The organism is Oxalobacteraceae bacterium OTU3CAMAD1 (assembly GCA_024123915.1).
Taxonomy (GTDB): Bacteria; Pseudomonadota; Gammaproteobacteria; order Burkholderiales; family Burkholderiaceae_D; genus Rugamonas.
On sequence record CP099650.1, the window covers coordinates 3,049,715 to 3,071,770 of the forward strand.

Sequence of the window (22,056 nt, forward strand, 5' to 3'; positions counted from 1 at the left end):
TTGGGCCTGGGTGTTTACTTCCGCGTTTTCCGGTCTATACTTTACGATATTCAGTACACTGAATGTTAAGCTGAAAACCAACAAGGAGACAAGATGTACCCAAAAAACACCTGGTACGTGGCTTGCACGCCCGACGAGATTGAAACCAAACCCTTGGGCCGCCAGATCTGCGGCGAAAAAATCGTTTTCTACCGTGGCGCCGAGGGCAAAGTGGCGGCGGTGGAGGATTTTTGTCCGCATCGCGGCGCGCCGCTGTCGCTGGGCTTCGTGCGCGAGGGGCAGCTGGTGTGCGGCTACCACGGCCTGGAGATGGGCTGCGACGGTAAGGTCATCAGCATGCCCGGCCAGCGTGTGCGCGGCTTCCCCTGCATCCGCAGCTATCCGGTGGAGGAGCGCTATGGCTTCATCTGGGTCTGGACCGGCGACAAGGAACTGGCCGATCCGGCCCTGATCCACCATCTGGAATGGGCTGACAATCCGGAATGGGCTTACGGCGGTGGCTTGTATCACATCCAATGCGAATACCGCCTGATGATCGACAACCTGATGGACCTGACGCACGAGACCTATGTGCACGCGTCGAGCATCGGCCAGAAGGAGATCGACGAGGCGCCGGTCAACACCCGCGTCGAGGGCGAGGAAGTCATCACCAGCCGCTATATGGAAAACATCATGGCGCCGCCGTTCTGGCGCGCGGCCCTGCGCGGCAACGGCCTGGCCGACGATGTGCCGGTCGACCGCTGGCAGGTTTGCCGCTTCACGCCGCCGTCGCACGTGATGATCGAGGTGGGCGTGGCACACGCCGGCAATGGCGGCTACGACGCCGATCCGAAGTTCAAGGCGTCCAGCATCGTGGTCGACTTCATCACGCCGGAGACGGAAACGTCGCACTGGTACTTCTGGGGCATGGCGCGCAACTTCAAGCCGGAGGACAAGGAATTGACGGCGACCATACGCGAAGGGCAGGGCAAGATCTTCGCCGAAGACCAGGAGATGCTGGAGCTGCAGCAGCAGAACATCCTGCGCCATCCCGATCGCAAGCTGCTGATGCTGAATATCGACGCCGGCGGCGTGCAGTCGCGCCGTCTTCTGGATCAGTGGATGGAGAAGGAGAATGCGCCACGGACGCCGGAGCAGGCGGCATGAGCGCCGGCTTGCTGAACGTCCGTGTCGAGCGCCGCATCAGCGAGGCGGAGGATATTTGCAGCTATGAGCTGGTCAGCGCGGATGGATCGCCGCTGCCGGCCTTCAGCGCCGGTTCGCACATCGACGTGCATGTGGGGCCGAATCTGGTGCGTCAGTACTCGCTGTGCAATCCGCCGCACGAAACCCACCGCTACCTGATCGGCGTGTTGCGCGATCCGGCGTCGCGCGGCGGATCGCAAGGCATGCACGAGAATATCCATGCCGGGGCGGCGCTGACCATCAGCGCGCCGAAAAATCACTTCCCGCTGGTGGAGGCCAAACGCAGCCTGCTGCTGGCCGGCGGCATCGGCGTGACACCGGTGCTGGCGATGGCGGAAGCGCTGTCGGCCCAAGGTGCGGACTTCGAGATGCACTACTGCGCGCGTTCGCCCGAGCGTACGGCCTTCCGCGAGCGCATCGCCGCTTCACCCTTCGCCGAGCTGGTGCACTTTCACTACGATAGCGGCGCGTCCGAGCAAAAGCTGGATCTGGCCGCGCTGCTGGCAGGATTGGATCGCGACACCCACATCTATTTTTGCGGTCCGGCAGGCTTTATCGACTACGTGAAGGCGACTGCCGCTGCGCAGAAGTGGCCTGAGGCGCAGCTGCACCTTGAGTACTTCGGCGCGGCAGCCGTTGATACCGGTGGCGACCAGGCCTTCGAAGTCAAGCTATCGTCCACCGGCGCGAGTTACACTGTTCCCGCCGGGATCACCGTGATGCAGGTGCTGCGCGACGCCGGCGTGTTTGTGGCGGCTTCCTGCGAGCAGGGCGTGTGCGGCACTTGCCTGACACGCGTGATCGAAGGCGTGCCGGATCATCGCGATTTGTATTTGACCGAAGAAGAACAGGCGGCCAACGACCAGTTCACCCCTTGCTGTTCCCGTTCCAAAAGCCCCACCCTCGTGCTCGACCTATAAAAAACAAGAAGGAGACACCATGTCAGAGAATATCAATACGCATCGCCGTCACATCCTGCTGGGCGCTGCCGCCTTGTCCGCCGGCGTGCTGCCGGCCGTCGCCGCAGCCGCCGAGCCGTTGAAGGTGGGTCTGATCGTGCCGATGTCCGGACCGTTCGCTTCCACCGGCCGCCAGATCGAGGCGGCCGTCAAGCTGTTCATGCAGCAGAACGGCTCCACCGTCGCCGGGCGGCAGATCGAAATCATCCTCAAGGACGACGGCGGGGTGGCGCCGGATGTCACCAAGCGTTTGGCACAGGAACTGGTCTCGCGCGACAAGGTGCAGGTGCTGGCCGGCTTCGGCCTGACGCCGCTGGCCTTCGCCGCCGCGCCGGTGGCGACGCAGGCCAAGGTGCCGATGATCGTGATGGCCGCCGCGACGTCGGTCATTCCGCAACACTCGCCGTATATCGTGCGCACCGGATTCACGCTCGCGCAGGTGACCGCGCCGATGGCGCAGTGGGCCGCCAAGAACAAGATGAAGACCGTGGTGACCCTGGTGAGCGACTACGGTCCCGGGCTGGACGCCGAGAAGGTATTCGTCAAGGACTTCAACGAGGGTGGCGGCAAAGTGGTCGAGAGCCTGCGCGCGCCGTTGCGCAATCCCGATTACGCGCCGTTCCTGGCCAAGGTGAAGGACTTGAAGCCGGACGCGTTGTTTGTGTTCGTGCCTTCGGGCGAGGGCGCGGCCGTGCTCAAGCAGTTCACCGAGCGCGGTCTGGCCGGCGCCGGCATTCGTTTGATCTGCACCGGGGATGTATTGGACGACGACCTGATGGCCAGCATCGGACCGGCCGCGGCGGGTGTGGTCAGCAGCCATCATTATTCGGCCGCGCATCCGTCTGCGGAGAACAAGGCGTATGTCGAGGCGTTCGGCAAGGCGAACAAGGGGATGCGGCCCAACTTCCATTCGGTCGGCGCGTATGACGGCATGCATCTGCTGTATGCGGCGCTCAAGAAGACCGCGGGCGACAGCAACGGTGACAAGCTGCTGGCGGCGATGAAGGGCATGGAGTGGACCAGCGTGCGCGGTCCGGTCAGCATCGATGCCGGCACCCGTGATATTGTGCAAACGGTTTATATCCGCAAGGCCGAGGCCACCGGCGGCTCCTTCTTCAACGTGGAGTTCGACAAGGTCGATAAAGTGCGCGACCCGGGCGTGTGATTCGTTGCTGATCCACGTAGGGCGGATTAGCGCAGCGTAATCCGCCAAGAGCCGCCACGAGGGTCACAATTCGTTCAGTTGCGCATGCAGCTCTTCGATCTTAATGAGGCGCTGGCGGCCGGCCTGGCCGGTCTTGTCGATCAATTGCGACGCCAGCACATGGCACAGCGCCATCACCGCCGCATGATTATCCAGCGGGGTGGCGCTGACCGTATCGCACTTCAACACCCAGGTGGCGCCAAGGTCGCTGTGATTCGACGAATCGGTGATCAGCACCGTCTTCACGCCTGCCCGCCCCACGGCGGCGATCAGCGCTCCCAGTCCGGGCGTGCGCCTGCGTAGTCCGAACACGATGAAAATATCGTTCGGCTGCAGCCCAACCAGATACTCCGCCATCGTTTCCCCTGATACCGGAAGTAGATACACGTTGCTGCGAAACTGGATGAACTGCCAGCGCAGATACGCGGCAAAAAAATAGTTGTTTCGTTGGCCGAACACGCGCACCTGCCGCGCCTTGGCGATCGCGGTGCCGACTTCGCCCACCTGTGTCGCCGACATGCCCGCGAAAGTGCGCTGGATGTTTTGCACGCTGGCCGACACATGGCGGTCGAACGGACCGCCATCCTTTCCTCCCTCGTCCGATTCGCGGCGATCCATCAGATACAGCGGCGAACCCCAGTCCTTGCCTTCGCGCGCCAGGCGGCGCATCTGGTCGTAATTTTCATAGCCCAGCCGATGGACCAGTCGCGTCATCGTCGCGTTGGATACCCCCGCCATACGCGTCACCTCAGAAGCCGAATAGCTGGCCAGCTGGCCGGGCGACTCCAATATCACATTCGCCAGGCGCTTTTCGGCCTGCGGCAGCTGATCCAGATGCTGCTTGATCGTCGTCGAGAGGCTGTCTATGAAAGGAGTTTTTTTTGTCATTGATCGCATTCCAGGGATAAGCGCGTAAGGATCACCCGCCGCAGCGCCAATATACACCGCCACGGCGTTTGCGGTTGTCGGCGGAATGCGACTACGCCGCGCATATTTCGATGCAAGCGACAGGAAAATGTTGACGCTGGATGAAAAACAATTTTCAATGAATTAAGAAGTGAAAAACAATTATCAGAGATCGAACGGGCTTGAGAAAAGAAACCAAAGGTATTTTTTGTGCGTGTTGAATAACTAGGGAGGGATTGCAATGCGGTTTTTCAAATCACTGTTTGGCCAGATCATCGTCGCAATGTGCGCGGGCATATTGCTGGCGGTGTTCTACCCGGATATCGGTCGGAGTCTCAAGCCGCTGGGCGATGGGTTCATCAAATTAATCAAGATGATCGTGCCGATGATCGTGTTTTGTGTGGTGGTGCAGGGCATCCACGGCGCGGGCGAATTACGCAAGGTCGGACGGGTGGGACTGAAGGCCCTGATCTATTTCGAAGTGGTGACGACGATCGCCCTGTTGCTGGGCATCGTGCTGGCTTATGTCTTCCACCCGGGAGCGGGCATGAACATCGATGCCACCACGCTCGACGCCAGCTCGCTGACCAGCTATGTCGATAACGCGGAAGGCGTGCGCAAGGCCGGTCTGGCCGAATTCATGCTCAAGCTGATTCCCACCACCGTTGTCAGCGCCTTCACTTCCGGCGACGTGCTGCAGGTGCTGTTGTTCTCCATTATATTCGGCTGCGCGCTGTCGCTCATTGGCGAGAAGGCGCAGCCGGTGGCGACCTTGATCGACGGCCTGGCCACCGCCTTCTTCAAGTGCATGTCCTTCATCATCAAGCTGGCGCCGATCGGCGTGTTCGGCGCGATCGCCTTCACGGTCGGCAAATACGGCATCGGCTCGCTCAAGCAGCTGGCCATGCTGGTGCTGCTGTTCTACGGGGCAGTGATCATCTTCGTGTTCGTCATCCTCGGTGCCATTTTGCGGGCGGCCGGTTTCAACATCTTCAAGTTGATCGGCTACCTGCGCGAGGAACTGCTGATCGTGCTGGGCACCGCTTCCTCCGACAGCGTGCTGCCGCAGGTGATGCGCAAACTGAAGTTCATGGGCATCAAGGATTCCACCGTGGGACTGGTTATCCCCACCGGCTACTCCTTCAACCTGGATGCGTTCTCGATCTACCTGACGCTGGCCGCCGTTTTCATCGCGCAGGCCACCAACACGCCGCTGGCGACGGGTGACCTGGTGTCCATCCTGGCGATCGCGTTGATCACTTCCAAAGGCGCGCATGGCGTACCCGGTTCCGCCATCGTGATCCTGGCCGCCACGCTGACGGCGATACCCGCCATTCCGGTGGTCGGCCTGGTGCTGGTGCTGTCGGTCGATTGGTTCATCGGCATCGCGCGCGCAGCCGGTAATTTGATCGGCAATTGCGTGGCGACGGTGGTGGTGGCGGTATGGGAGAAGGATATCGATCGCGAGCGGGCGCACGCGGTTTTAAATGGAAAGGAAAAAGCATGAAGAAATCGTTTTTTGCGCTGGCGATGTTGGCGGCTGGCGGCGCTGCGCAGGCACAGTCCGGGGTTACCGTGTATGGCAACATCGATCTGGGCGTGTCGAAGAAGACCGGCGGCGCGTTGACCGAGGGACGGCGCGATAACAACCGGCTTGGTTTCAGGGGCGTGGAGGATCTGGGCAACGGCTTGAAAGCTTTGTTCCAGCTGGAGATACGCTACGATCCGGATATCGGGACCGTCGAAGGGGTATCGCGTCCGCTGTTCCAGGGGCAGAGCCGCGTCGGTCTTCAGGGCGATTTCGGTACGGTGCGGATCGGGCGCGGCTTGACCGCTTACCAGGACTCGAACGTTGCATTCGAGCCGTTTCGCGGCACGCCCAGCACCGCCGGCTTTGAGACCGACTTGATGGTGGCGGGCTACAACAGCCAGCCGCTCGATCCGGCCGGGTCGTCGGCGAATCGTTTTTCAAATGCGGTGTTCTATAATTCGCCGGTTTTGGCGGGGTTGCAGCTCAATGTCACCGTCGCCAGCAAGGAGGCGCTTGGCAATCCGGTGCTGATCGGGCGCGGAACGGCAGCGGCTCCGCAGTATCCTGCCAATTCGAAATTGAACAGCAATCCATATTCGGCCACGTTGGTGTACAAGGCGGGCATGTTCGGGGCGATGCTGGCATCGGAACGGAATGCCGCCGAAACCCGTTTGTGGTCGGTGGCGGCCTCGGTTCAGCCAAGGCGCGATCTGAAGCTGATGGCTTCTTATCAGAGCCAGGACCAGGATCGCACCGTGGCTTTTAATTCGGTGACCAAGGCTTGGGTGGTGGGGGCGAATCTGGATATCGGCCCTGGAACGCTGTTGGCCGGTTATGGCCGCAAGACGCCCGATGGCGTCGTGCCGACCAAACAGATCGGGGTCGGGTATGAGTACAACCTGTCGACGCGGACGTTCCTGTATGCCGATGCGTCGCAGCGCAAGGCTGCGACGTCGGTGAATTTTTATGGTGTCGGGATACACCATAGATTCTAAGGCGCCTCCCCGGTCAGTCTAGAGGTCCGCGATGAACGAGCGGACCGTTTGGCTGAACGCTTGCGGTTGCTCGATGTAGCTTAGGTGCGAGGCTTCCTTCAGTATCTCCAGCTTCGCGCCTGCGATGCCGTCCACCAGCGTTTGCGACATGTCGATCGGCGTTCCCTGATCCAGCTCGCCCGCGATCACCAGGGTTGGAGCCTGGATCGCCGCCAGACGCGCGGTCGTGTCGACCGTGCCGACCGCGTTGCAGCAGCCGGTGTAGCCGACCGTGTCGGTCGAGACCACGCGGCGGCGGAAGCGGGCGACGGTCGCCGCATGATCGGCGCGGAAGCCATCGTGGAAGTAGCGCCCCATGACGGCATCGGCTATCGCTTCGATGCCGCTCTCGTTCACGGTGGCGATGCGCTGCTTCCAGGCGTCGCGCGCGGCTTGCGGATAACCCGACGTGGTATTGGCCAGCACCAGCGAGCGCACCAGCGAAGGATGGCGCAACGCCAGCTCCTGGCCGACCATGCCGCCCATCGACAAACCCACCCACACAACAGGCCCCGTATCGAGCTCGCGCAGTAGCGCGGCCGCGTCGTCGGCCAGATCGGCCATGGTGTACGCGCCCGCCGGCGACTCCGAGCTGCCATGGCCACGGTGATCGTAGGCGATGACGCGGCTATCTTCCGCCAGCTGGTTCGCCAGCCCGTCCCACATCGTCAGGTCGCAGCCGATGGCGTGGCTCAGCACCACGGTGTGGCGCGGCGCCTTGCCGTTGCGCGGTTCGCGCACGGTGTAGTGCAGCGATGGCTTGGCTTGGGTGCTACCTTCGCGGCCGACGCCGGGGTGGCTGGCGTTGGTGGGCGCGGCAGGTTCGAGTTCGTAGCCGATCTGCGGGCCGACTTCGCGCAGGATCACCAGCGCGTGCGTGAAGGCGGTGTTCGCGGCAGGCACACCCGCGTAAATGGCCGATTGAATCAGCACTTCCTTCAATTCGTCCGGCGTCAGGCGATTGGCTTCGTCGCCCAGCAGCGCGGCGCGCACGTGCAGGTCGAACTCCTCCCAGCGCCCCAGGGCGATGGTGATGGAGAGGACGATGGCGCGGCGGGTTTTCTGTTCCAGGCCCGGACGTCCCCAAATCTCGTTCCAGGCGAAGCGCGTGATCAGGTTCTGGAAATCGGCGTTGAAGTTGTTGGCGTTGCCGAGGGACCGGTCCACCCACGCGTCGCCCAGGATGGCGCGGCGGTTGTTCAGGCCACGTTCGAAGTCGTGGTCGATGGGATCGTAGCTCATGGTGTCTTCACTTTTGGTTGAGCGTGGCGATATCGCCACGCAGGCTTTGCAGCTGTCGTTGCGCAAGCCGCTGTGCGGGCGCGGTGGCGGCGACAGGATCGAACAGCGTGCGCAGATGCGCCGCATCGACGTTGGCGCGCAGCTTGTCGTCCTGTTTCACCGCTTCCTCCAGTACGTCGGCGAGGTGGCGCTGGCTGGACAGCGCCTCGCCGGTCATTTTTTCCAGCAGCGTGTGGGCCGCCTGCTTGCCGATGGTGGCCGCCAGATAGACAGATGCCGCCTCGGCGAACACCAATCCTTGCAGCGAATCGATATTGCGCAGCATGCGCGCGCCGTCGATGTGCAGGCCGGCGAAGGCGTCGTTCAGTGCTTGCAGCGCGCCGTGGGCGCTCAGGAACAGGTTGGGCCACTCGGCGAGTTCCGCCTGCCAGTTACCCAGGCCCCGCTCATGTTGCTGACCCATGCTGGCCAACAGCGCCGCCGCGTGCTGCGGCGTGCGCGTGGCGGCGGCCAGCGCGATCATCGCCGATACCGGGTTGCGCTTGTGCGGCATGGCCGACGATCCGCCGCGTCCATTGCCGGACGGTTCGGCCATTTCGGCGATTTCGCCTTGCGCCATCAGGCTCAGGTCCGTGGCGATCTTGCCCAGGCTACCGGACAACACCGCCACCTCCAGCCCCAAACGTACCCACTCGTCGCGCTGGGTGTGCCAGGCCGCATCGGCCACCTTGAGTTTCAGCGCGGCGGCGACACGGTTGGCGACAGCAGGACCTTGTTCTCCCATCACCGCCAGCGTGCCGACGGCGCCGCCCAATTGCAGTTGCAGCGCGCGCGACGCGCTTTCGCGCAGGCGCAGGCGCGCACGCACTAGGGGGGCCAGCCAGCCGGTCAGTTTGAAGCCGAAGCTGGTCACCTGGGCCGGCTGCATCAGGGTGCGGGCCAGCACCGGCGTCGCCAGATGCCGCTCCGCCAGTTCCAGCAGATGGCCGGTCAGGTCGTGCAGGCCGTCGTCCAGCAGTTGCAGCGCGTCCCGTGTGGCCAGCACCATGGCGGTGTCGATGACGTCCTGGCTGGTGCTGCCCCAATGGACCTTGCCGGCGGCCTCCGCGTCGTATAGCGCCACTGTCTTGGTCAGTTCCTTGACCAGCGGGATGGCAAGGCTGCCGGCGCGGCGGCCGGCGTTGATGATGGCGGGGATGTCATAGAGCTGCGCGTTGCAGACGCCGGCAATGGCGCGCGCCGCCGACGGATCCATCATGCCTTCATCGGCCTGGGCCTGCGCCAGCGCTTCCTCGAAACGGAACATCGCCTGCACGATGGCCGCGTCGTCGAACACGGCGATCATGTCGGTGGTGGTCAGGAAGCTGTCGAAAATCGATACACTCACTGCTGCTCCAGTTCTGGTTCAAACATAGTCGAAGAAGGCGGTTTCCTGCGCGCCCTGCATGTGGATGTTCCAGCGGTACTGGCCATCGGCGGTTTTGACCGCGAGCAGGGTGGGGCGGCGCGCCGCCGGAATTTGCTCAAGTATCGCCGATTCCGCGATTCCGGCGTCGTCTTCCAGGAAAACGGCGGTGAACTGGTGCTTAACCAAACCGCGCGCGAACACGGTGATATAGGCCAGCGGCAGGCCCGGCGCCTGCGGGATGGCCGACAGGCGCAAAGTAAACTCGCCCTGTTCGCCGCTTGGCACGCGGCGGAAGCCGGCCAACGGCTGAGATGCTTCCGCGTCGGTTGCCGCTGGCTGCCATGCTTCGATCTGCGCGTCGTTGATCGCCACGCCGTCGCCATCGTAGATGGTGCCGCTGATGGTGATGACGTCGACCGGTTTGGCGGCGTCGCTGAGGTCCACCGCCCATTGCCATGCCGCGTGCGAAAACGGGCCGATGGTCTGCGATGTGGTGATAGGTTTTGCTGGATTGGTCATGTCGGTTCCCCTCAGATGCCGGTTGGCGTGGCGTCGCGGCCGCGCAGCACGATGTCGAATTCATAGCCCAGCATTTCGGCGCCGACCGTGTGCTCAAGGCTGAAGCGCGAGATCAGTCGCTGGCGCGCGGCCAGGTCCGGAATGCTCTGGAAGATCGGATCGTAGTCGAACAGCGGATCGCTGGGGAAGTACATCTGCGTGACCAGGCGCTGTGCGTACACGTTCCCGAACAGCGAGAAGTGGATGTGCGCCGGGCGCCAGGCCTTGTCGTGGTTACCCCATGGGTACGGGCCCGGTTTGATGGTGACGAAGCGGTAGCGGCCATCGTCGTCGGTCATCATCTTGCCCCAGCCGTTGAAGTTGGGGTCCAGCGGCGCGTCGTGCTGATCGCGCTTGTGGCGATAGCGGCCGGCCGCGTTGCACTGCCAGACTTCCAGCAGTGAGTTGCGTACCGGTTTGCCGTCTTCATCGAGCACGCGGCCGGTGACGACGATCTTCTCGCCCAGCGGTTCCGATTCGCCGTGCGCGGTCAGGTCCATATCGTTCGGCAGCAGGATGCGCGGCGACGGTGCGATGTTTTGCGTTACCGGGACCGGCGCGACGATGCGCAGTGCGGGCTGCACCGGGCCGCGTTTAAGGGTGGATTTATATTCCGGGTAAATCAGCTCCGGATAGACGCCGGGCGCGATAGCATCGAATTTCACTGCAGGTCTCCTGAAGTAGGTTTGTTCTGCAGCTGATGGTACGAAAGCGGGCCTGCCATCACAAGCCACCATGGGCGTGTTATATTCGCTATACGCACAATTTGTGCGAATATCGCCCAAATCCACATTTTTCTCTGTCATGAGCACCGAAAACGACGTTCCAGCCAAGCGCGATATGATCGCCGGCCTCGAAAAAGGCTTGCAGGTGATCGAGGCGTTCGACCAGGAGCGCGGCCGCCTGAGCATCGCCGAAGTGGCCGAGCGCACCGGCCTGACACGCGCCGCGGCGCGTCGCTACCTGATCACGCTCACGCATTTGGGTTATATGCGGCATGAAAACAAGCTGTTCTCGCTGACGCCGATGGTGCTGCGGCTCGGCCAGTCCTACCTGCATTCGGCGCGCCTTCCGCGTCTGGCGCAGCCGCTGTTGTACCGGCTTGCGTATTCGGTGGGGGAGGCCGCATCGGTCGGCGTGCTCGATCACGATCAATTGGTGTGCGTGGCGGCGGTCAGCGCCGGACAGTTGGTGTCCGCCACCCTGCAGCCCGGGACCCGGGTGCCGGCTTGGTGCACCGCGAATGGCCGCGTGCTGTTGGCCAGCCTGCCGCAGGACCAGCTGGACGCTTTTCTGGCCCGCGTGCGGCCGGAGCAGATCACCGAGCATACGATCGTCAGCAAGGAGCGGTTGGCGCTGGAAATCGCGCGCGCCCGGGCGCAGGGCTACGCGCTGGTGGACCAGGAGCTGGAGCTGGGACTGCGCACGATGGCCGTCCCGTTGAAAAATTTTCGCGGCGACGTGGTGGCGGCCATGAACATCAGCGTCCACGCGGCGCGCATGCCGCTCGACCAGATGGTGGAACGCTGCCTGCCGGCGCTGATCAAGATGCAGGTGGAGTTAAACGCCTTGCTTTAGTCATTCTTGCGGAATTCCTTGGGCGTGAGGCCCATGCGTTTTTTGAACAGGCGGCTGAAGTACGCCGGATCCTGAAAGCCCAGCTCATAGGCGATGCTGGCGATGCTGGCCGGGACGTAGGTCAGCTTGCGGCACGCCTCCAGCATCAACCTGTCCTGCGTGATGTCGAACGCGGATTTGCCGGACAGCTTGAGGCACAGGCGGTTCAGGCGCACCGGCGACGCCTTGAGCACGTCGGCATACTGGCCAACCTGCCACTGCTCCTTGAAATGACGTTCCACTTCCGCCCTGAAGCGGCTGAACAACTCAAAGTCGCCCCGGCCCGACTGGTCGGCGAAGCGGTGGTCGGCCTGCACGCGCACCAGCAACAGCAGGGCGGCGCGCGCCAGCCACTCCAGCATCAGCGTGTGGCCGTATTGCGGCCAGGCCGCCTCCGCCAGCAATTGCTGAAGCAGCGCCTCCAGGCGCGTGCGCACCTCCGGCAGCTCCGCCAGATCGATGGCCAGCGGCTCGACGAACAGGGTGGAATACAAATCGCCCTGGTTGTCGGCCCCCGAGAAAATCACATTCTGGTCCACCGTCAGCACGTAACCCTGCGCCTCGGGCGAAAAGTCGAAGCCGTGCACCACCGACGGATGGATGGTCAGCACGGCCGGGCCGCGCCGCTCCCACAACGCGTCGTTGACGCTGGCGCGCACTTCGCCGCCGAATAAAAAAAGTACCTGAAACATCCCGGGATGGGTGTGGTTATCGATATGCCAGTCGTACATGCGGCTGCGCGTCTCGATCAGCTCTATGTGGACGAATTCAGCGTTCTCCGTGCGGGTTTGCTCGCCGTAGAGGGCAAACTTTGGTATCTCGGCGAGTGGTTCTTTGGCTGGGGAGGGCATGGTCTGGAATCCGATGTTTGTCGAAATAGTACAAGTTTTATGCCGTTTCATCCATTTTTTTTAGAGCGGGGCGGCGCTACGATGGCGGCATGCACTTATAACCATATCGGAGACAACCATGCGTACCCAAGTAGCCATCATCGGCGCCGGCCCGGCCGGCCTGCTGTTATCCCATTTGCTGCACCTCGACGGCATCGAGTCGATCATCGTCGAAACCCGCTCCCGCGCCGACATCGAGGCCACCATCCGCGCCGGCGTGCTGGAACAGGGCACCATGGATATCCTGAACGACTCCGGCGTCGGTGAACGCATGCGCGGCCAGGGCGCGCTGCACCACGGCTTCGAGCTGGCTTTCGGCGGCAAGCGCCATCGCATCGACCTGACGGGTCTGACCGGCAAGGCCATCACCGTCTATCCGCAGCACGAGGTGATCAAGGACCTGGTGGCGGCGCGCCTGGCCGCCGAAGGCCAGATCCTGTTTGAAGTAAGCGAGGTGGCGCTGCACGGCGTCGACACGCAAACGCCGTCGGCCACCTTCATGCACGGCGGCGAGGCGCGTTCCATCGAGGCGGATTTCGTGATCGGTTGCGACGGCTATCATGGCGTCAGCCGCCCGGCGATGCCGGCGCAGGAGCAGCGCAAGAACTTCCAGCGCATCTATCCCTTCGGCTGGTTCGGCATCCTGGTCGAATCGGCGCCGTCGTCCGAGGAACTGATCTACGCGCAGCATGAACGCGGCTTCGCGCTGGTGAGCACCCGATCGCCGACGGTGCAGCGGCTGTACTTCCAGTGCGACCCATCGGACCACGTCGACAACTGGTCGGACGATCAGATCTGGGCGGAGCTGCATGCGCGCCTGGAAAACCACGACGGCTGGAAGCTCAACGAGGGGAAGATCTTCCAGAAAAATATCATCGGCATGCGCAGCTTCGTGTCGACGCCGATGCAATCGGGCCGGTTGTTCCTGGCCGGCGATTCGGCGCACATCGTGCCGCCGACGGGCGCCAAGGGCATGAACCTGGCCGTCTCCGACGTCAAGCTGCTGGCGCGCGGGCTGGAGCAGTTCTACAAGAAGGGCAGCGACGAGAGGCTTGCAAGCTACACCGACGATGCGCTCAAGCGCATTTGGCGCGCGGAATATTTTTCATGGACGATGACCCGGCTGCTGCATTCCTTCGCGGAGTCCACGCCGTTCGAGCGCGAGATGCAGCGCGCGGAGCTGGAGAATATCGTCACTTCGCGCGCGATGGCCACGGCGCTGGCGGAGAACTACGTCGGGGCGTTTTAAACCCCACTTGGGGCAGGGTAGGAATACAAGAGAGACTGCGTAGGACTGGGATGACAAAGTGCTATGTTCCTAGCCTACATATGCTTCCTACGCGCTCCTATGAGCTAGCGCACATAGCGGGGATATAGTGTATCCATCAGGTCGGCAACGATCTACCGGAATAAAACACACTATAAGAGGCTCGCCATGCAACAAGCTACTCACAACACCGCTACCGGCAACGCAGTACTGGCAATGCACGCAGTTACCCCTGCCGCTGCCCCGTCGCCTGCCATCAGCATCGTCGGCGCACAGCAGAACGAACTGCTGCGGGCCCTGTCGCGTGAGGAGCTGGTTAGCCTGTTCGACCACCTCGAACTGGTGCCTCTGACCGCCGGCAAACACTTGTTCGACTTCGGCGACAAGATGGAATACGCCTTCTTCCCGACCAACGCCATCGTCTCGCTGCAATATGTGACCGAAGACGGCGGCGCGACCGAGATCGCGGTCGTTGGCCGTGAAGGCGTGGTTGGCGTGTCGATGTACGAAACCGAACGCGCCAACTGCTCGGCGGTGGTGCAGAGCGCCGGTTACGGCTACCGCATCAAATCGGCCGTGCTGCGCGAAGCCTTCTTCAGCGGTGGCGCCCTTGCGCAGCAGCTGATGCGCCATACCAGCGCGCTGTTCGCCCAACTGGCGCAAACGGTGGCCGGTGTTCGTCACGGCAGCATCGAGCAGCGCCTGTGCCGCTGGCTGCTGGAACGCCTGGACCGCTCCACTTCCAATGAACTGAAAGTGACGCAGGAGATGATCGCCAATATGCTGGGCGTGCGCCGCGAGAGCATCACCTGCTCGGCGGGCAAGCTGCAGGAAGAAGGTTTGATCGAATACCGTCGCGGCACCGTGACCGTTCTGGATCGCGGCGGCATGGAACGTCGTGCCGGCGGTTGCTACGTCGCCGCGTAACAGCTTCTCTATCCGTACTTCTTCGCTTCAAACTTCTTAGTGCAGGTACCTCGGCGCATGCTGGAGTTGATCCAGCTTGCGCTGCACCAGAGAGTACCAGGCCATCGCCCATTTGGACGCCAGCATCGATTCCTCCACCGTCGGCGCGGACATGGTTCGCTGAACCGCCATCATCTGGCGATGTAGGGCGCGCGCGGCGGGCGTATGTTTGGGGGCTTTTGAAGTATCCATGGGTCTTATTGTGGCCTCGCCACAAAACTCCGGCTGTGCGGTGTACCACGTTGGCGCACAGCTACTTTCTTTTCCAATTTTCTTCTAAGCAAGCTCGTTTATCTTCCTTTCCCAGTCTTTTTAGGGTCTATATACTGTTTTCTCATGGTATAGCCTGCTTAAAAAGGAAAAATGATGGGGAAGAGGGATTATCGGGTCGCGGCCGTGTTGTCGGTTGGCGTCATCGCTGGCGCTCAGGCGCAGACATCAGCGCCGCCGCAGGATGGCGACCGGATAGAAAAAGTGGAGGTCACCGCGACGCGTTCCGCCAGCGCGGTCGACGTGCAGCAGGTGCCGGCGGCGATCACGGTGCTCAAGCCGGACAATCTGACCAAATATGGCCTCGGTAATCTGACAGATATCGCCAGCCTGGTGCCGGCGATGTCGGTCCAGGAGCAGGGGCCGGGCATCAACAACATCACAATGCGCGGCTTGGTCGTGCGGGGCATCGTCCCATCCGAGGTGCAGGATGCGTCGCTGGTCGCGGTGTACATCGACGACATGCCGGTGACACTGAAATCGTCCAATCCGGACCTGAAGGTGCTGGACCTGGAGCGCATCGAGGTGTTGCAAGGCCCGCAGGGAACACTGTTCGGCGCCGGCGCGATGGCGGGCGCGGTCCGCCAGATCACCCAGAAACCCGATTTGACCGACTTATTCGGCTCTGTGGAGGCGGTGGGCTCCAGTACCTCCAAATTTGGTGGTGCAAATCACAACCTGCGCGGCATGGTCAACCTGCCACTGAAAAGCGATGTGCTGGCACTTCGCCTGACCGCCTATACGGGCAACGACTCCGGCTATATCCGCAACCAATATAACGGTGCCATCACCAACGCGGTCTCCACCAACCAGGGCAGGGCCGCAGTGCGCTTGAAGGCCTCGCGCGACCTGGTGATCGACGCCAGCGTCACCGCCTCCAATGTCAAGGCTGGCGTCAACGACGCCTACGGCGATCTGGCGCCTTACACCACCTTTGCCCTCATCCCGCAGACCAGCAACGACAAACTGCAGCTGTATAACGTCGGCGTCAATTACGATTTGGGCGGCGCGCAGCTGGTTTCCTCGACTTCCTACCTGCATCGCGACACGCTGTACGTGACATCGGCCCAGTATCCGGCGACAGCGTTCATCTTCGGCGGACAAAATCCGCTGATGCAGGCCGCCTACACGATCGGTAACAAGGTCGAGGACTTTGCGCAGGAGTTCCGCGTCAATTCCAAGGGCGAAGGGCCGTTCAAGTGGACCGCCGGCGCCTTCTTCGAGAAGGGCAAACGAAATACGCTGCAGGATGAGCCGACGGTCGGTTTCGATGCGCGTTACGCCGCGACCCGCAACTTCCCGGGCTATAACTCGCAGATCAATGAACTGGCTTTCAATCCGGACGATTTCTTCTCGGGTGCGCAGAACACCAAATCGCGCCAGGCGGCGTTGTTCGCCGAAGCGACTTACACCGTCTGGGAAAAGCTGGACTTGACGGCCGGTGTTCGGCTGTTCCGTGGCACGCAGGACTTCGATCTGCGTTTCAGCGGCCTGTTCGGGAATTTGGTCGGCGCCACGCCGGCCGCGCCGGTCGGGCAGCCGACACTCAGCAACAGCAGCGCGACGTCGAAAGGTGCCAATCCGCGCTTCGTTGCCGCCTACCGTCTCGACCCGGACCACACACTCTACGCCTCGGCGGGCAAGGGCTTCCGCTATGGCGGCAACAACCAGCCGGTGCCTTTCAACTTCTGCGGCATCAACGCGCCGACCACTTTTGAACCGGATAGCCTCTGGAACTACGAGGTCGGCTCGAAAAACACGCTGCTCAACCACCGCATGACCTTCAACGCCAGCGCCTATGTGATCGAATGGAAGGACGTGCAGGTCTTCAACCGCCTGCCTTGCACCTACTACTTCACGCAAAACGCCGGAAAGATCCGTAGCGAAGGCCTGGAGCTGGAAACAGCCTTCAAGCTGACGCGCCGCGCATCGGTGGGGTTGAGCGCTGCGTACAACCAAGCCTACGCCACGCGGACCGTGGTCACCGGCATCGCGGCGCAGAACATCCCCGAAGGTAGCCGCGTGCCGTACGCGCCTCGCTTGTCGGCCACCGCGACCGCCAGCTACAGCATTCCCGTGCGCGGTTCGGACGAAGTGGGCATCTCCGCCAGCTATGCGTATCGCGGCGACGCCTACACCAACTTCGCGCCGGAGCAGGGCAGTTATGCGCGCATTCCGTCGTCGAACACGGTCAACGCCACGGTAACGTACAAGACCGGCGCCTACGAGGTCGGCCTGTTCGGCACCAACCTGACCAACGGCGCCAAGGTGAGCGACGTCGTACCCAACAACATCGCCATCCAACCCGGCAATCTGGTGTACATGGCGCGTCCCCGCACCGTGGGACTGCGCGTAAAAGCGAGATTCTGATGTTGAAGCAGCGGCCCTCCGAGTATATCGATGCGCGTCAGCGCGGCGAGGTCGCTGCGGAACGGGGCCGCTTGCTATGGCTGGGCGAGTGGCCGACCTGGATGCTGATCGCCGTCATCCACGGCGGCTGGTTGCTGACGCTTGCATTTTGGCGTGAAATCGGCGCGGTGCCCGCCACGCTGCTGATGATCTGGTGGTGCGCCTGGTACATGTCGTTGCAGCACGAGCTGATACACGGCCATCCCACCCGTTGGCCGGCGGTGAACCGCCTGTTCGGCTATCTGCCGCTGGCGGTCTGGTATCCGTATGGGTTGTACCGGGATAGCCATCTTCGCCACCACAACGACTTTCATTTGACGATGCCGGCGCTGGACACCGAGAGCAATTACGTCGCCCCCGCGCGGTGGGCGGCCATGAGCAAGCCTTTGCGCGCGCTGCACTGGTTTAACAAGACCTTTTGGGGACGAATGCTCGTCGGACCCGCGCTGGCTGTCACCGGCGCTTGGGTCGAGGCGGTGCGCGAGCCGTTGCGCGGCGACTGGCGCAACGTGCCGATGTGGCTCGGGCATCTCGTCATGCTGGCGGCGATGTTGTGGTGGGTGCGGTCGGCCTTCGGCGTCGAGCCGCTGTACTATTTGTTGGCGATCTCGTATCCGGCACAATCGCTGGCGATGGTGCGTTCCTACTATGAACACCGGCCGGCGGCGGATCACAAGCAGCGCATCGTGCTCAACGAAGCCGGCTTTGTTTGGCGCGTGCTGTTCCTGAATAATAACCTGCACCTGGTTCATCACGACCTGCCTTCAGTGCCGTGGTATTTGCTGCCGCGTGTCTACAAGGCGCGGCAACTGGCTTACAATACGCGCAGTGGCGGCTTTCATGTCCAGGGTTACGGACGGTTGATGCGCCGCTTTGGTTTCGGCGCGATCGACGCGCCGGTTCATCCCCATATGCCGGATTAGCCAAATGACCTGGATAGCCGCTCTGCCGATGTACAACGTCTCCGCGCGGCTTGGGCAGGCGTATGAGGACTTGCTGGTGACCCTTGCGGAGGAGACCGGGCAGGCGGTGTCGCTGGAATCGCCTTCGGACTTGCCGGCGTTTTGGCGGCGGCGTGATCTGCTGCTTAGCCAGACTTGCGGTTATCCCTATATGACCCAGTTGCGCGGCGAGGTGACATTGGTCGCCACGCCTTGCTACGATTTCGCCGGGTGTTCGGGTAGCGATTATTCGAGCGTGATCGTGGTGCGCGAGGGGGCGGAGGTCGATGTGCTGGCCGATGCGGTCGGGATGGTCGCGGTGGTCAATGATTTGAACTCCAATAGCGGGATGAATGTGCTGCGCCATGCGGTGGCGCCGCTGGCGCGGGGCGGGCGGTTTTTCGGCAGGGTGATTCAGTCGGGTAGCCATGCCGCCAGCGTGCGCATGGTGCGCCAGGGCGCGGCCGATATCGCGGCGGTCGATTGTGTCACCTGGGGGTATCTGACGCGGGAGGATTCCGGGGCGATGAGGGGGCTGAAGGTGTTGCGGTATTCGGTGGCGTCGCCTGGGTTGCCTTTGGTTGCGGGTGGCGCTGTGGAGCAGGAGTTGGTGCTGCGGCTGCGCGGGGCTTTGTTGCGGCCCGGTGCGAGGTTGCGGGAGTTGATGGAAGTGTTGAGTATCAGCGGCTTTGAATATCGTGGCGATGCCGATTACGAACGCATTCTTCAGCTTCAAACGGAGGCAGAGGCGGCGGGTTATCCGGGGATCACGTAGGGCGGATTAGCGAAGCGTAATCGGCCAATGCGTGCGCCGTCGACGGCCCACAGATGGCCGATTACGGCGTTCCGCCTAATCCGCCCTACGTGTCTCCGCGCTATTTAGCGCCGCGCCACAGCGGCACGGCCGTCGCATCCAGCTTGCGCGGCAGCAGGCTCTCGCCGTAAAACGCATCCGCAATCCGCTGCTGCTCCCCCAGCGCATCCTTCTGCACCAGCCGCACATCGTAGCTGCGCCGGCTATTGGCCAGTTCCACCGTCTTCGCATCCAAGCCCCACGCCGGCGCCAGGAGCTCGGACGCCTCCTTCGGCGACTGCTTGACCCACTTCCCGGTCTTGCGCAAGGCCTCAAAAACCACCGCCAGAACATCCGAACGCGCCTCCGCATAGCTGGTCGCGGCCAGATAGTAGCGCTGGTAGTCGGCGATATTGCGGCCGTCCGCCAAAATCTTCACCGACGACTGCCGCTGCACGCCGGCCAGGTACGGGTCCCAGGTCACCCACGCTGCGACACTGCCACGCTCGAACGCCGCGCGGCCATCGGCCGGTGTCAGATACGCAGGTTCGATATCCTTGAAACGCAAGCCCGCCTTGTCCAGCGCCGCGATCAGCAGATAGTGGCTGCCGGCCGCCTTAGTCAGCGCGATCTTCTTCCCCTTTAAATCAGCCACCGTCGCATACGGCGCGTCGGCGCGCACGACGATCGCCTGTGCAGATGGTGACGGCGACTCCTGCGCAAAATAGGTTAGCTGCGCGCCGGCCGCCTGCGCAAAGACGGGCACGGTGTCCGCCACGTCCGCGCTCAAATCCACGCCGCCGACATTGAGCGCCTCCAGCAGCGGCAGGCCGCTGGAGAACTCATGCCAACTGACTTTGACGCCCAGCGGCGCGAGATCCTGTTCCAGTTGGCCGCGCACCTTGAGGATGGTGAGCAGGGTGGATGACTTCTGATAGCCGATGCGCAGCGTCGACGGTTTTTGCGCCATCGCAGGCAAGGAAGCCAGTGGCAGCAAGGATGTCAGCGCAAACAGGGATAGCACGGTACGGCGGCGCGGGGTGAACATGAAGGCTCCGGAAGTTGGTTATCTTTCGATTGTAGGTCGCCTGTGGCAGGCGCCGGAACGAATGGTTTCGCGTTTGGATATAGTGCCAGCAGATATCGTCCGCGTAAATACATTATTCTCAAAATTCATATTTGAATATGATAAACAATTAGTTTCTACATAATTATCCGCGTCATAAGATCGCTCCAACTTGACCAATTTGTGGAGCTGATTTATGACAGTATCGCGTCGGACCTTCCTCGTGCAACTTGCTGCGACCAGCGGCTACGCCGCCGCAACCGCCGCGATGACGACCCTGGGATTGGGCGCGCCGGCGATCGCGGCTGCCCGCCAAACCGCCGGCTTGCAGTTGACGCCCGGCTCGGGAAAAGGCTTGCGCGTCCTTGTGCTGGGTGCGGGCATCGCCGGCCTGGTGTCGGCCTACGAATTGCGTAAAGCGGGCTACGAGGTGCAGGTGGTGGAAGCGCGTGACCGCGTCGGCGGCCGTAATTGGACCATCCGTAACGGCACCCGCATCGAGTACGATGATGGTACCGCGCAGACCGCCGAATTCGAGCCGGACCACTATTTCAACGCGGGGCCGGCGCGTTTGCCCAGCCATCACCAGACCATCCTCGGATACTGCCGCGAGTTCGGCGTCGAGCTGGAGGCGGAGGTCAACACCAGCCGCAGCGCCTATTTTCTGCCCGATGCGGCCAAAGGCGGCCAGCCGATCCAGCTGCGGCGCGCCATCAACGACGCGCGCGGCCATATCTCCGAGCTGTTGGCCAAGTCGGTCAATCGCGGCGCGCTGGATCAGGAGCTGAGTACAGACGACCGCGCGCGGCTGGTCGAATTCCTCAAGGTCTATGGCGACCTGACGCCGAAGGCGGAGTTCAAGGGCACCGAGCGTTCCGGCTATAAGGTCTTTCCGGGATCGGCGGAGCAGGTGGGCGAACGCCAGGAACCGCTATCGCTGGAGGCCTTGCTCGACCCGGATCTGTGGACGTCGCTGATTTTCGACGAACTGCTGATCTTCCAACCGACGATGCTGCAACCGGTCGGCGGCATGGACCGCATCCCGCATGCGTTCCACGAACGGCTGAAGGATGTCGTGAGGCTGAACACCGAGGTCAAGGCCATTCGCAACAAGCCGACCGGCGTCGATGTCACGGTGCGCGACCGCGCCAGCGGCAAGGCGCAGGTATTGTCGGCCGATTTCGCCATCACGACTTTCCCTTTGCCGGTGCTGGCGCTGGTCGACACCAACTTCTCGCCGGAGGTGAAAGCCGCGATCTCCGGCGTCCACTACGACACCGCCAGCAAGATCGCCTGGCAGTCGCGCCGCTTCTGGGAGACGGATACCCATATCTACGGCGGCATTTCCATCGTCAAGCACGAGACAGGGCTGATCTGGTATCCCAGCGGCGGTTTTCATAAGGCCAGCGGCGTGCTGGTTGGTTGCTACAACATCGGCCAGGCCGCGCGCGACTTTACCGCCAAAACCCTTGCGGCGCAATTCGCTTCTTCGCGCGGCGTTATCGACCGCGTGCATCCGGGACGGGGCGCCGAACTGCAGCGCCCCGTCAGCGTGGCCTGGCACAAGGTGCCGTACAGCCTCGGGTCGTGGGTGCATTGGGCCACGCCGGCGGAAAAGGAATACACATTGCTGAATAAGCCGGAAGGGCGCGTCCACTTCGCCGGCGAGTACCTGAGCCAGATTGGCGCCTGGCAGGAGGGTGCCGCGCTGTCGGCCCACCATGCGATCGCCGCCATCGCACACCGCGTAGCCGCCGGCGCCACCGTCGCCAAGCGCGCAGCCTGATTTTTTTCACTAGAGAGAGCACAC

Annotated in this window: 21 protein-coding genes; 13 read left to right on the top strand and 8 right to left on the bottom strand. The window is 62.5% G+C overall.

Translation table 11 applies throughout. From position 1 onward, the window contains the following. Positions 1-93: 93 nt before the first annotated feature. Genes NHH88_13215 through NHH88_13225 form a run of 3 tightly spaced genes read left to right on the top strand, consistent with a single transcriptional unit; the run spans position 94 to position 3,309 of the window. Positions 94-1,146 carry an aromatic ring-hydroxylating dioxygenase subunit alpha gene (locus NHH88_13215; GenBank protein USX16678.1) on the top strand — a complete coding sequence of 351 codons (1,053 nt, stop codon included), beginning with the start codon at positions 94-96 and terminating at the stop codon, positions 1,144-1,146. After that, on the top strand, positions 1,143-2,105 hold the full coding sequence (locus tag NHH88_13220) for a PDR/VanB family oxidoreductase (GenBank protein USX16679.1): 963 nt from the start codon (positions 1,143-1,145) through the stop codon (positions 2,103-2,105). The genes NHH88_13215 and NHH88_13220 overlap by 4 nt, the downstream gene beginning before the upstream one ends. A 19-nt stretch (positions 2,106-2,124) precedes the next feature. Next, positions 2,125-3,309, top strand: a complete 1,185-nt coding sequence (locus NHH88_13225; protein ID USX16680.1) for an ABC transporter substrate-binding protein — start codon at positions 2,125-2,127, stop codon at positions 3,307-3,309. A 63-nt stretch (positions 3,310-3,372) separates the two neighbouring features. Here the strand turns inward: NHH88_13225 and NHH88_13230 are convergent, their stop codons facing one another. Further along, positions 3,373-4,236, bottom strand: coding sequence for a MurR/RpiR family transcriptional regulator (locus tag NHH88_13230; GenBank protein ID USX16681.1), 864 nt, complete (start codon positions 4,234-4,236; stop codon positions 3,373-3,375). A gap of 259 nt (positions 4,237-4,495) precedes the next feature. Between NHH88_13230 and NHH88_13235 the strand changes: the two genes are divergently transcribed. Next, positions 4,496-5,761, top strand: a complete 1,266-nt coding sequence (locus NHH88_13235) for a C4-dicarboxylate transporter DctA (protein USX16682.1) — start codon at positions 4,496-4,498, stop codon at positions 5,759-5,761. Then, positions 5,758-6,780 (top strand): porin, encoded by a 1,023-nt coding sequence (locus NHH88_13240; GenBank protein USX16683.1) that lies wholly within the window; start codon positions 5,758-5,760, stop codon positions 6,778-6,780. Before NHH88_13235 ends, NHH88_13240 begins: the two co-directional genes overlap by 4 nt. A gap of 18 nt (positions 6,781-6,798) precedes the next feature. Here NHH88_13240 and pcaD read toward each other — a convergent pair whose 3' ends face one another. The 4 genes from pcaD to pcaH are packed head-to-tail and all read right to left on the bottom strand — an operon-like array spanning position 6,799 to position 10,692. Next, a complete protein-coding gene (gene pcaD / locus NHH88_13245) occupies positions 6,799-8,061 on the bottom strand; it encodes a 3-oxoadipate enol-lactonase (protein USX16684.1) in 1,263 nt (420 codons plus the stop codon). A gap of 7 nt (positions 8,062-8,068) precedes the next feature. Further along, entirely contained in the window at positions 8,069-9,448 is a 1,380-nt protein-coding gene (locus NHH88_13250; GenBank protein USX16685.1) for a lyase family protein, read from the bottom strand. A gap of 18 nt (positions 9,449-9,466) precedes the next feature. After that, complete coding sequence (locus NHH88_13255; protein USX16686.1) at positions 9,467-9,988, bottom strand: protocatechuate 3,4-dioxygenase; 522 nt, start codon at positions 9,986-9,988, stop codon at positions 9,467-9,469. 11 nt (positions 9,989-9,999) lie between these two features. Then, a complete protein-coding gene (pcaH, locus tag NHH88_13260) occupies positions 10,000-10,692 on the bottom strand; it encodes a protocatechuate 3,4-dioxygenase subunit beta (GenBank protein USX16687.1) in 693 nt (230 codons plus the stop codon). Positions 10,693-10,831: 139 nt separating this feature from the next. Here pcaH and NHH88_13265 point away from each other — a divergent pair, with 139 nt between their 5' ends. Beyond that, complete coding sequence (locus NHH88_13265; GenBank protein ID USX16688.1) at positions 10,832-11,605, top strand: helix-turn-helix domain-containing protein; 774 nt, start codon at positions 10,832-10,834, stop codon at positions 11,603-11,605. On the opposite strand, the gene NHH88_13270 is transcribed toward NHH88_13265, so the two are convergent. Next, a complete protein-coding gene (locus NHH88_13270) occupies positions 11,602-12,495 on the bottom strand; it encodes a helix-turn-helix domain-containing protein (protein USX16689.1) in 894 nt (297 codons plus the stop codon). The genes NHH88_13265 and NHH88_13270 overlap by 4 nt on opposite strands. A gap of 118 nt (positions 12,496-12,613) precedes the next feature. On the opposite strand from NHH88_13270, the gene NHH88_13275 reads away from it, so the two are divergent. Both NHH88_13275 and NHH88_13280 read left to right on the top strand, forming a co-directional pair. Further along, positions 12,614-13,783 carry a 4-hydroxybenzoate 3-monooxygenase gene (locus NHH88_13275; protein USX16690.1) on the top strand — a complete coding sequence of 390 codons (1,170 nt, stop codon included), beginning with the start codon at positions 12,614-12,616 and terminating at the stop codon, positions 13,781-13,783. Positions 13,784-14,017: 234 nt separating this feature from the next. Beyond that, positions 14,018-14,728: a Crp/Fnr family transcriptional regulator gene (locus NHH88_13280; GenBank protein USX17339.1), complete on the top strand. Its 711-nt coding sequence runs from the start codon at positions 14,018-14,020 to the stop codon at positions 14,726-14,728. A 36-nt stretch (positions 14,729-14,764) separates the two neighbouring features. Here NHH88_13280 and NHH88_13285 read toward each other — a convergent pair whose 3' ends face one another. After that, entirely contained in the window at positions 14,765-14,959 is a 195-nt protein-coding gene (locus NHH88_13285; GenBank protein USX16691.1) for a hypothetical protein, read from the bottom strand. Between the two features lie 174 nt (positions 14,960-15,133). Between NHH88_13285 and NHH88_13290 the strand changes: the two genes are divergently transcribed. The 3 genes from NHH88_13290 to NHH88_13300 are packed head-to-tail and all read left to right on the top strand — an operon-like array spanning position 15,134 to position 19,162. Next, complete coding sequence (locus NHH88_13290; protein USX16692.1) at positions 15,134-17,407, top strand: TonB-dependent receptor; 2,274 nt, start codon at positions 15,134-15,136, stop codon at positions 17,405-17,407. Next, positions 17,407-18,369 (top strand): fatty acid desaturase, encoded by a 963-nt coding sequence (locus tag NHH88_13295; protein USX16693.1) that lies wholly within the window; start codon positions 17,407-17,409, stop codon positions 18,367-18,369. The genes NHH88_13290 and NHH88_13295 overlap by 1 nt, the downstream gene beginning before the upstream one ends. Before the next feature lie 4 nt (positions 18,370-18,373). Continuing rightward, a complete protein-coding gene (locus tag NHH88_13300) occupies positions 18,374-19,162 on the top strand; it encodes a PhnD/SsuA/transferrin family substrate-binding protein (GenBank protein USX16694.1) in 789 nt (262 codons plus the stop codon). Between the two features lie 100 nt (positions 19,163-19,262). On the opposite strand, the gene NHH88_13305 is transcribed toward NHH88_13300, so the two are convergent. Further along, entirely contained in the window at positions 19,263-20,228 is a 966-nt protein-coding gene (locus tag NHH88_13305) for an aliphatic sulfonate ABC transporter substrate-binding protein (protein USX16695.1), read from the bottom strand. Between NHH88_13305 and NHH88_13310 the strand changes: the two genes are divergently transcribed. Together NHH88_13310 and NHH88_13315 are read left to right on the top strand one after the other, a co-directional pair. Continuing rightward, complete coding sequence (locus NHH88_13310) at positions 20,227-20,391, top strand: hypothetical protein (GenBank protein ID USX16696.1); 165 nt, start codon at positions 20,227-20,229, stop codon at positions 20,389-20,391. The genes NHH88_13305 and NHH88_13310 overlap by 2 nt on opposite strands. A 51-nt stretch (positions 20,392-20,442) precedes the next feature. Further along, positions 20,443-22,032, top strand: a complete 1,590-nt coding sequence (locus NHH88_13315) for a flavin monoamine oxidase family protein (GenBank protein ID USX16697.1) — start codon at positions 20,443-20,445, stop codon at positions 22,030-22,032. Positions 22,033-22,056: the final 24 nt, after the last annotated feature.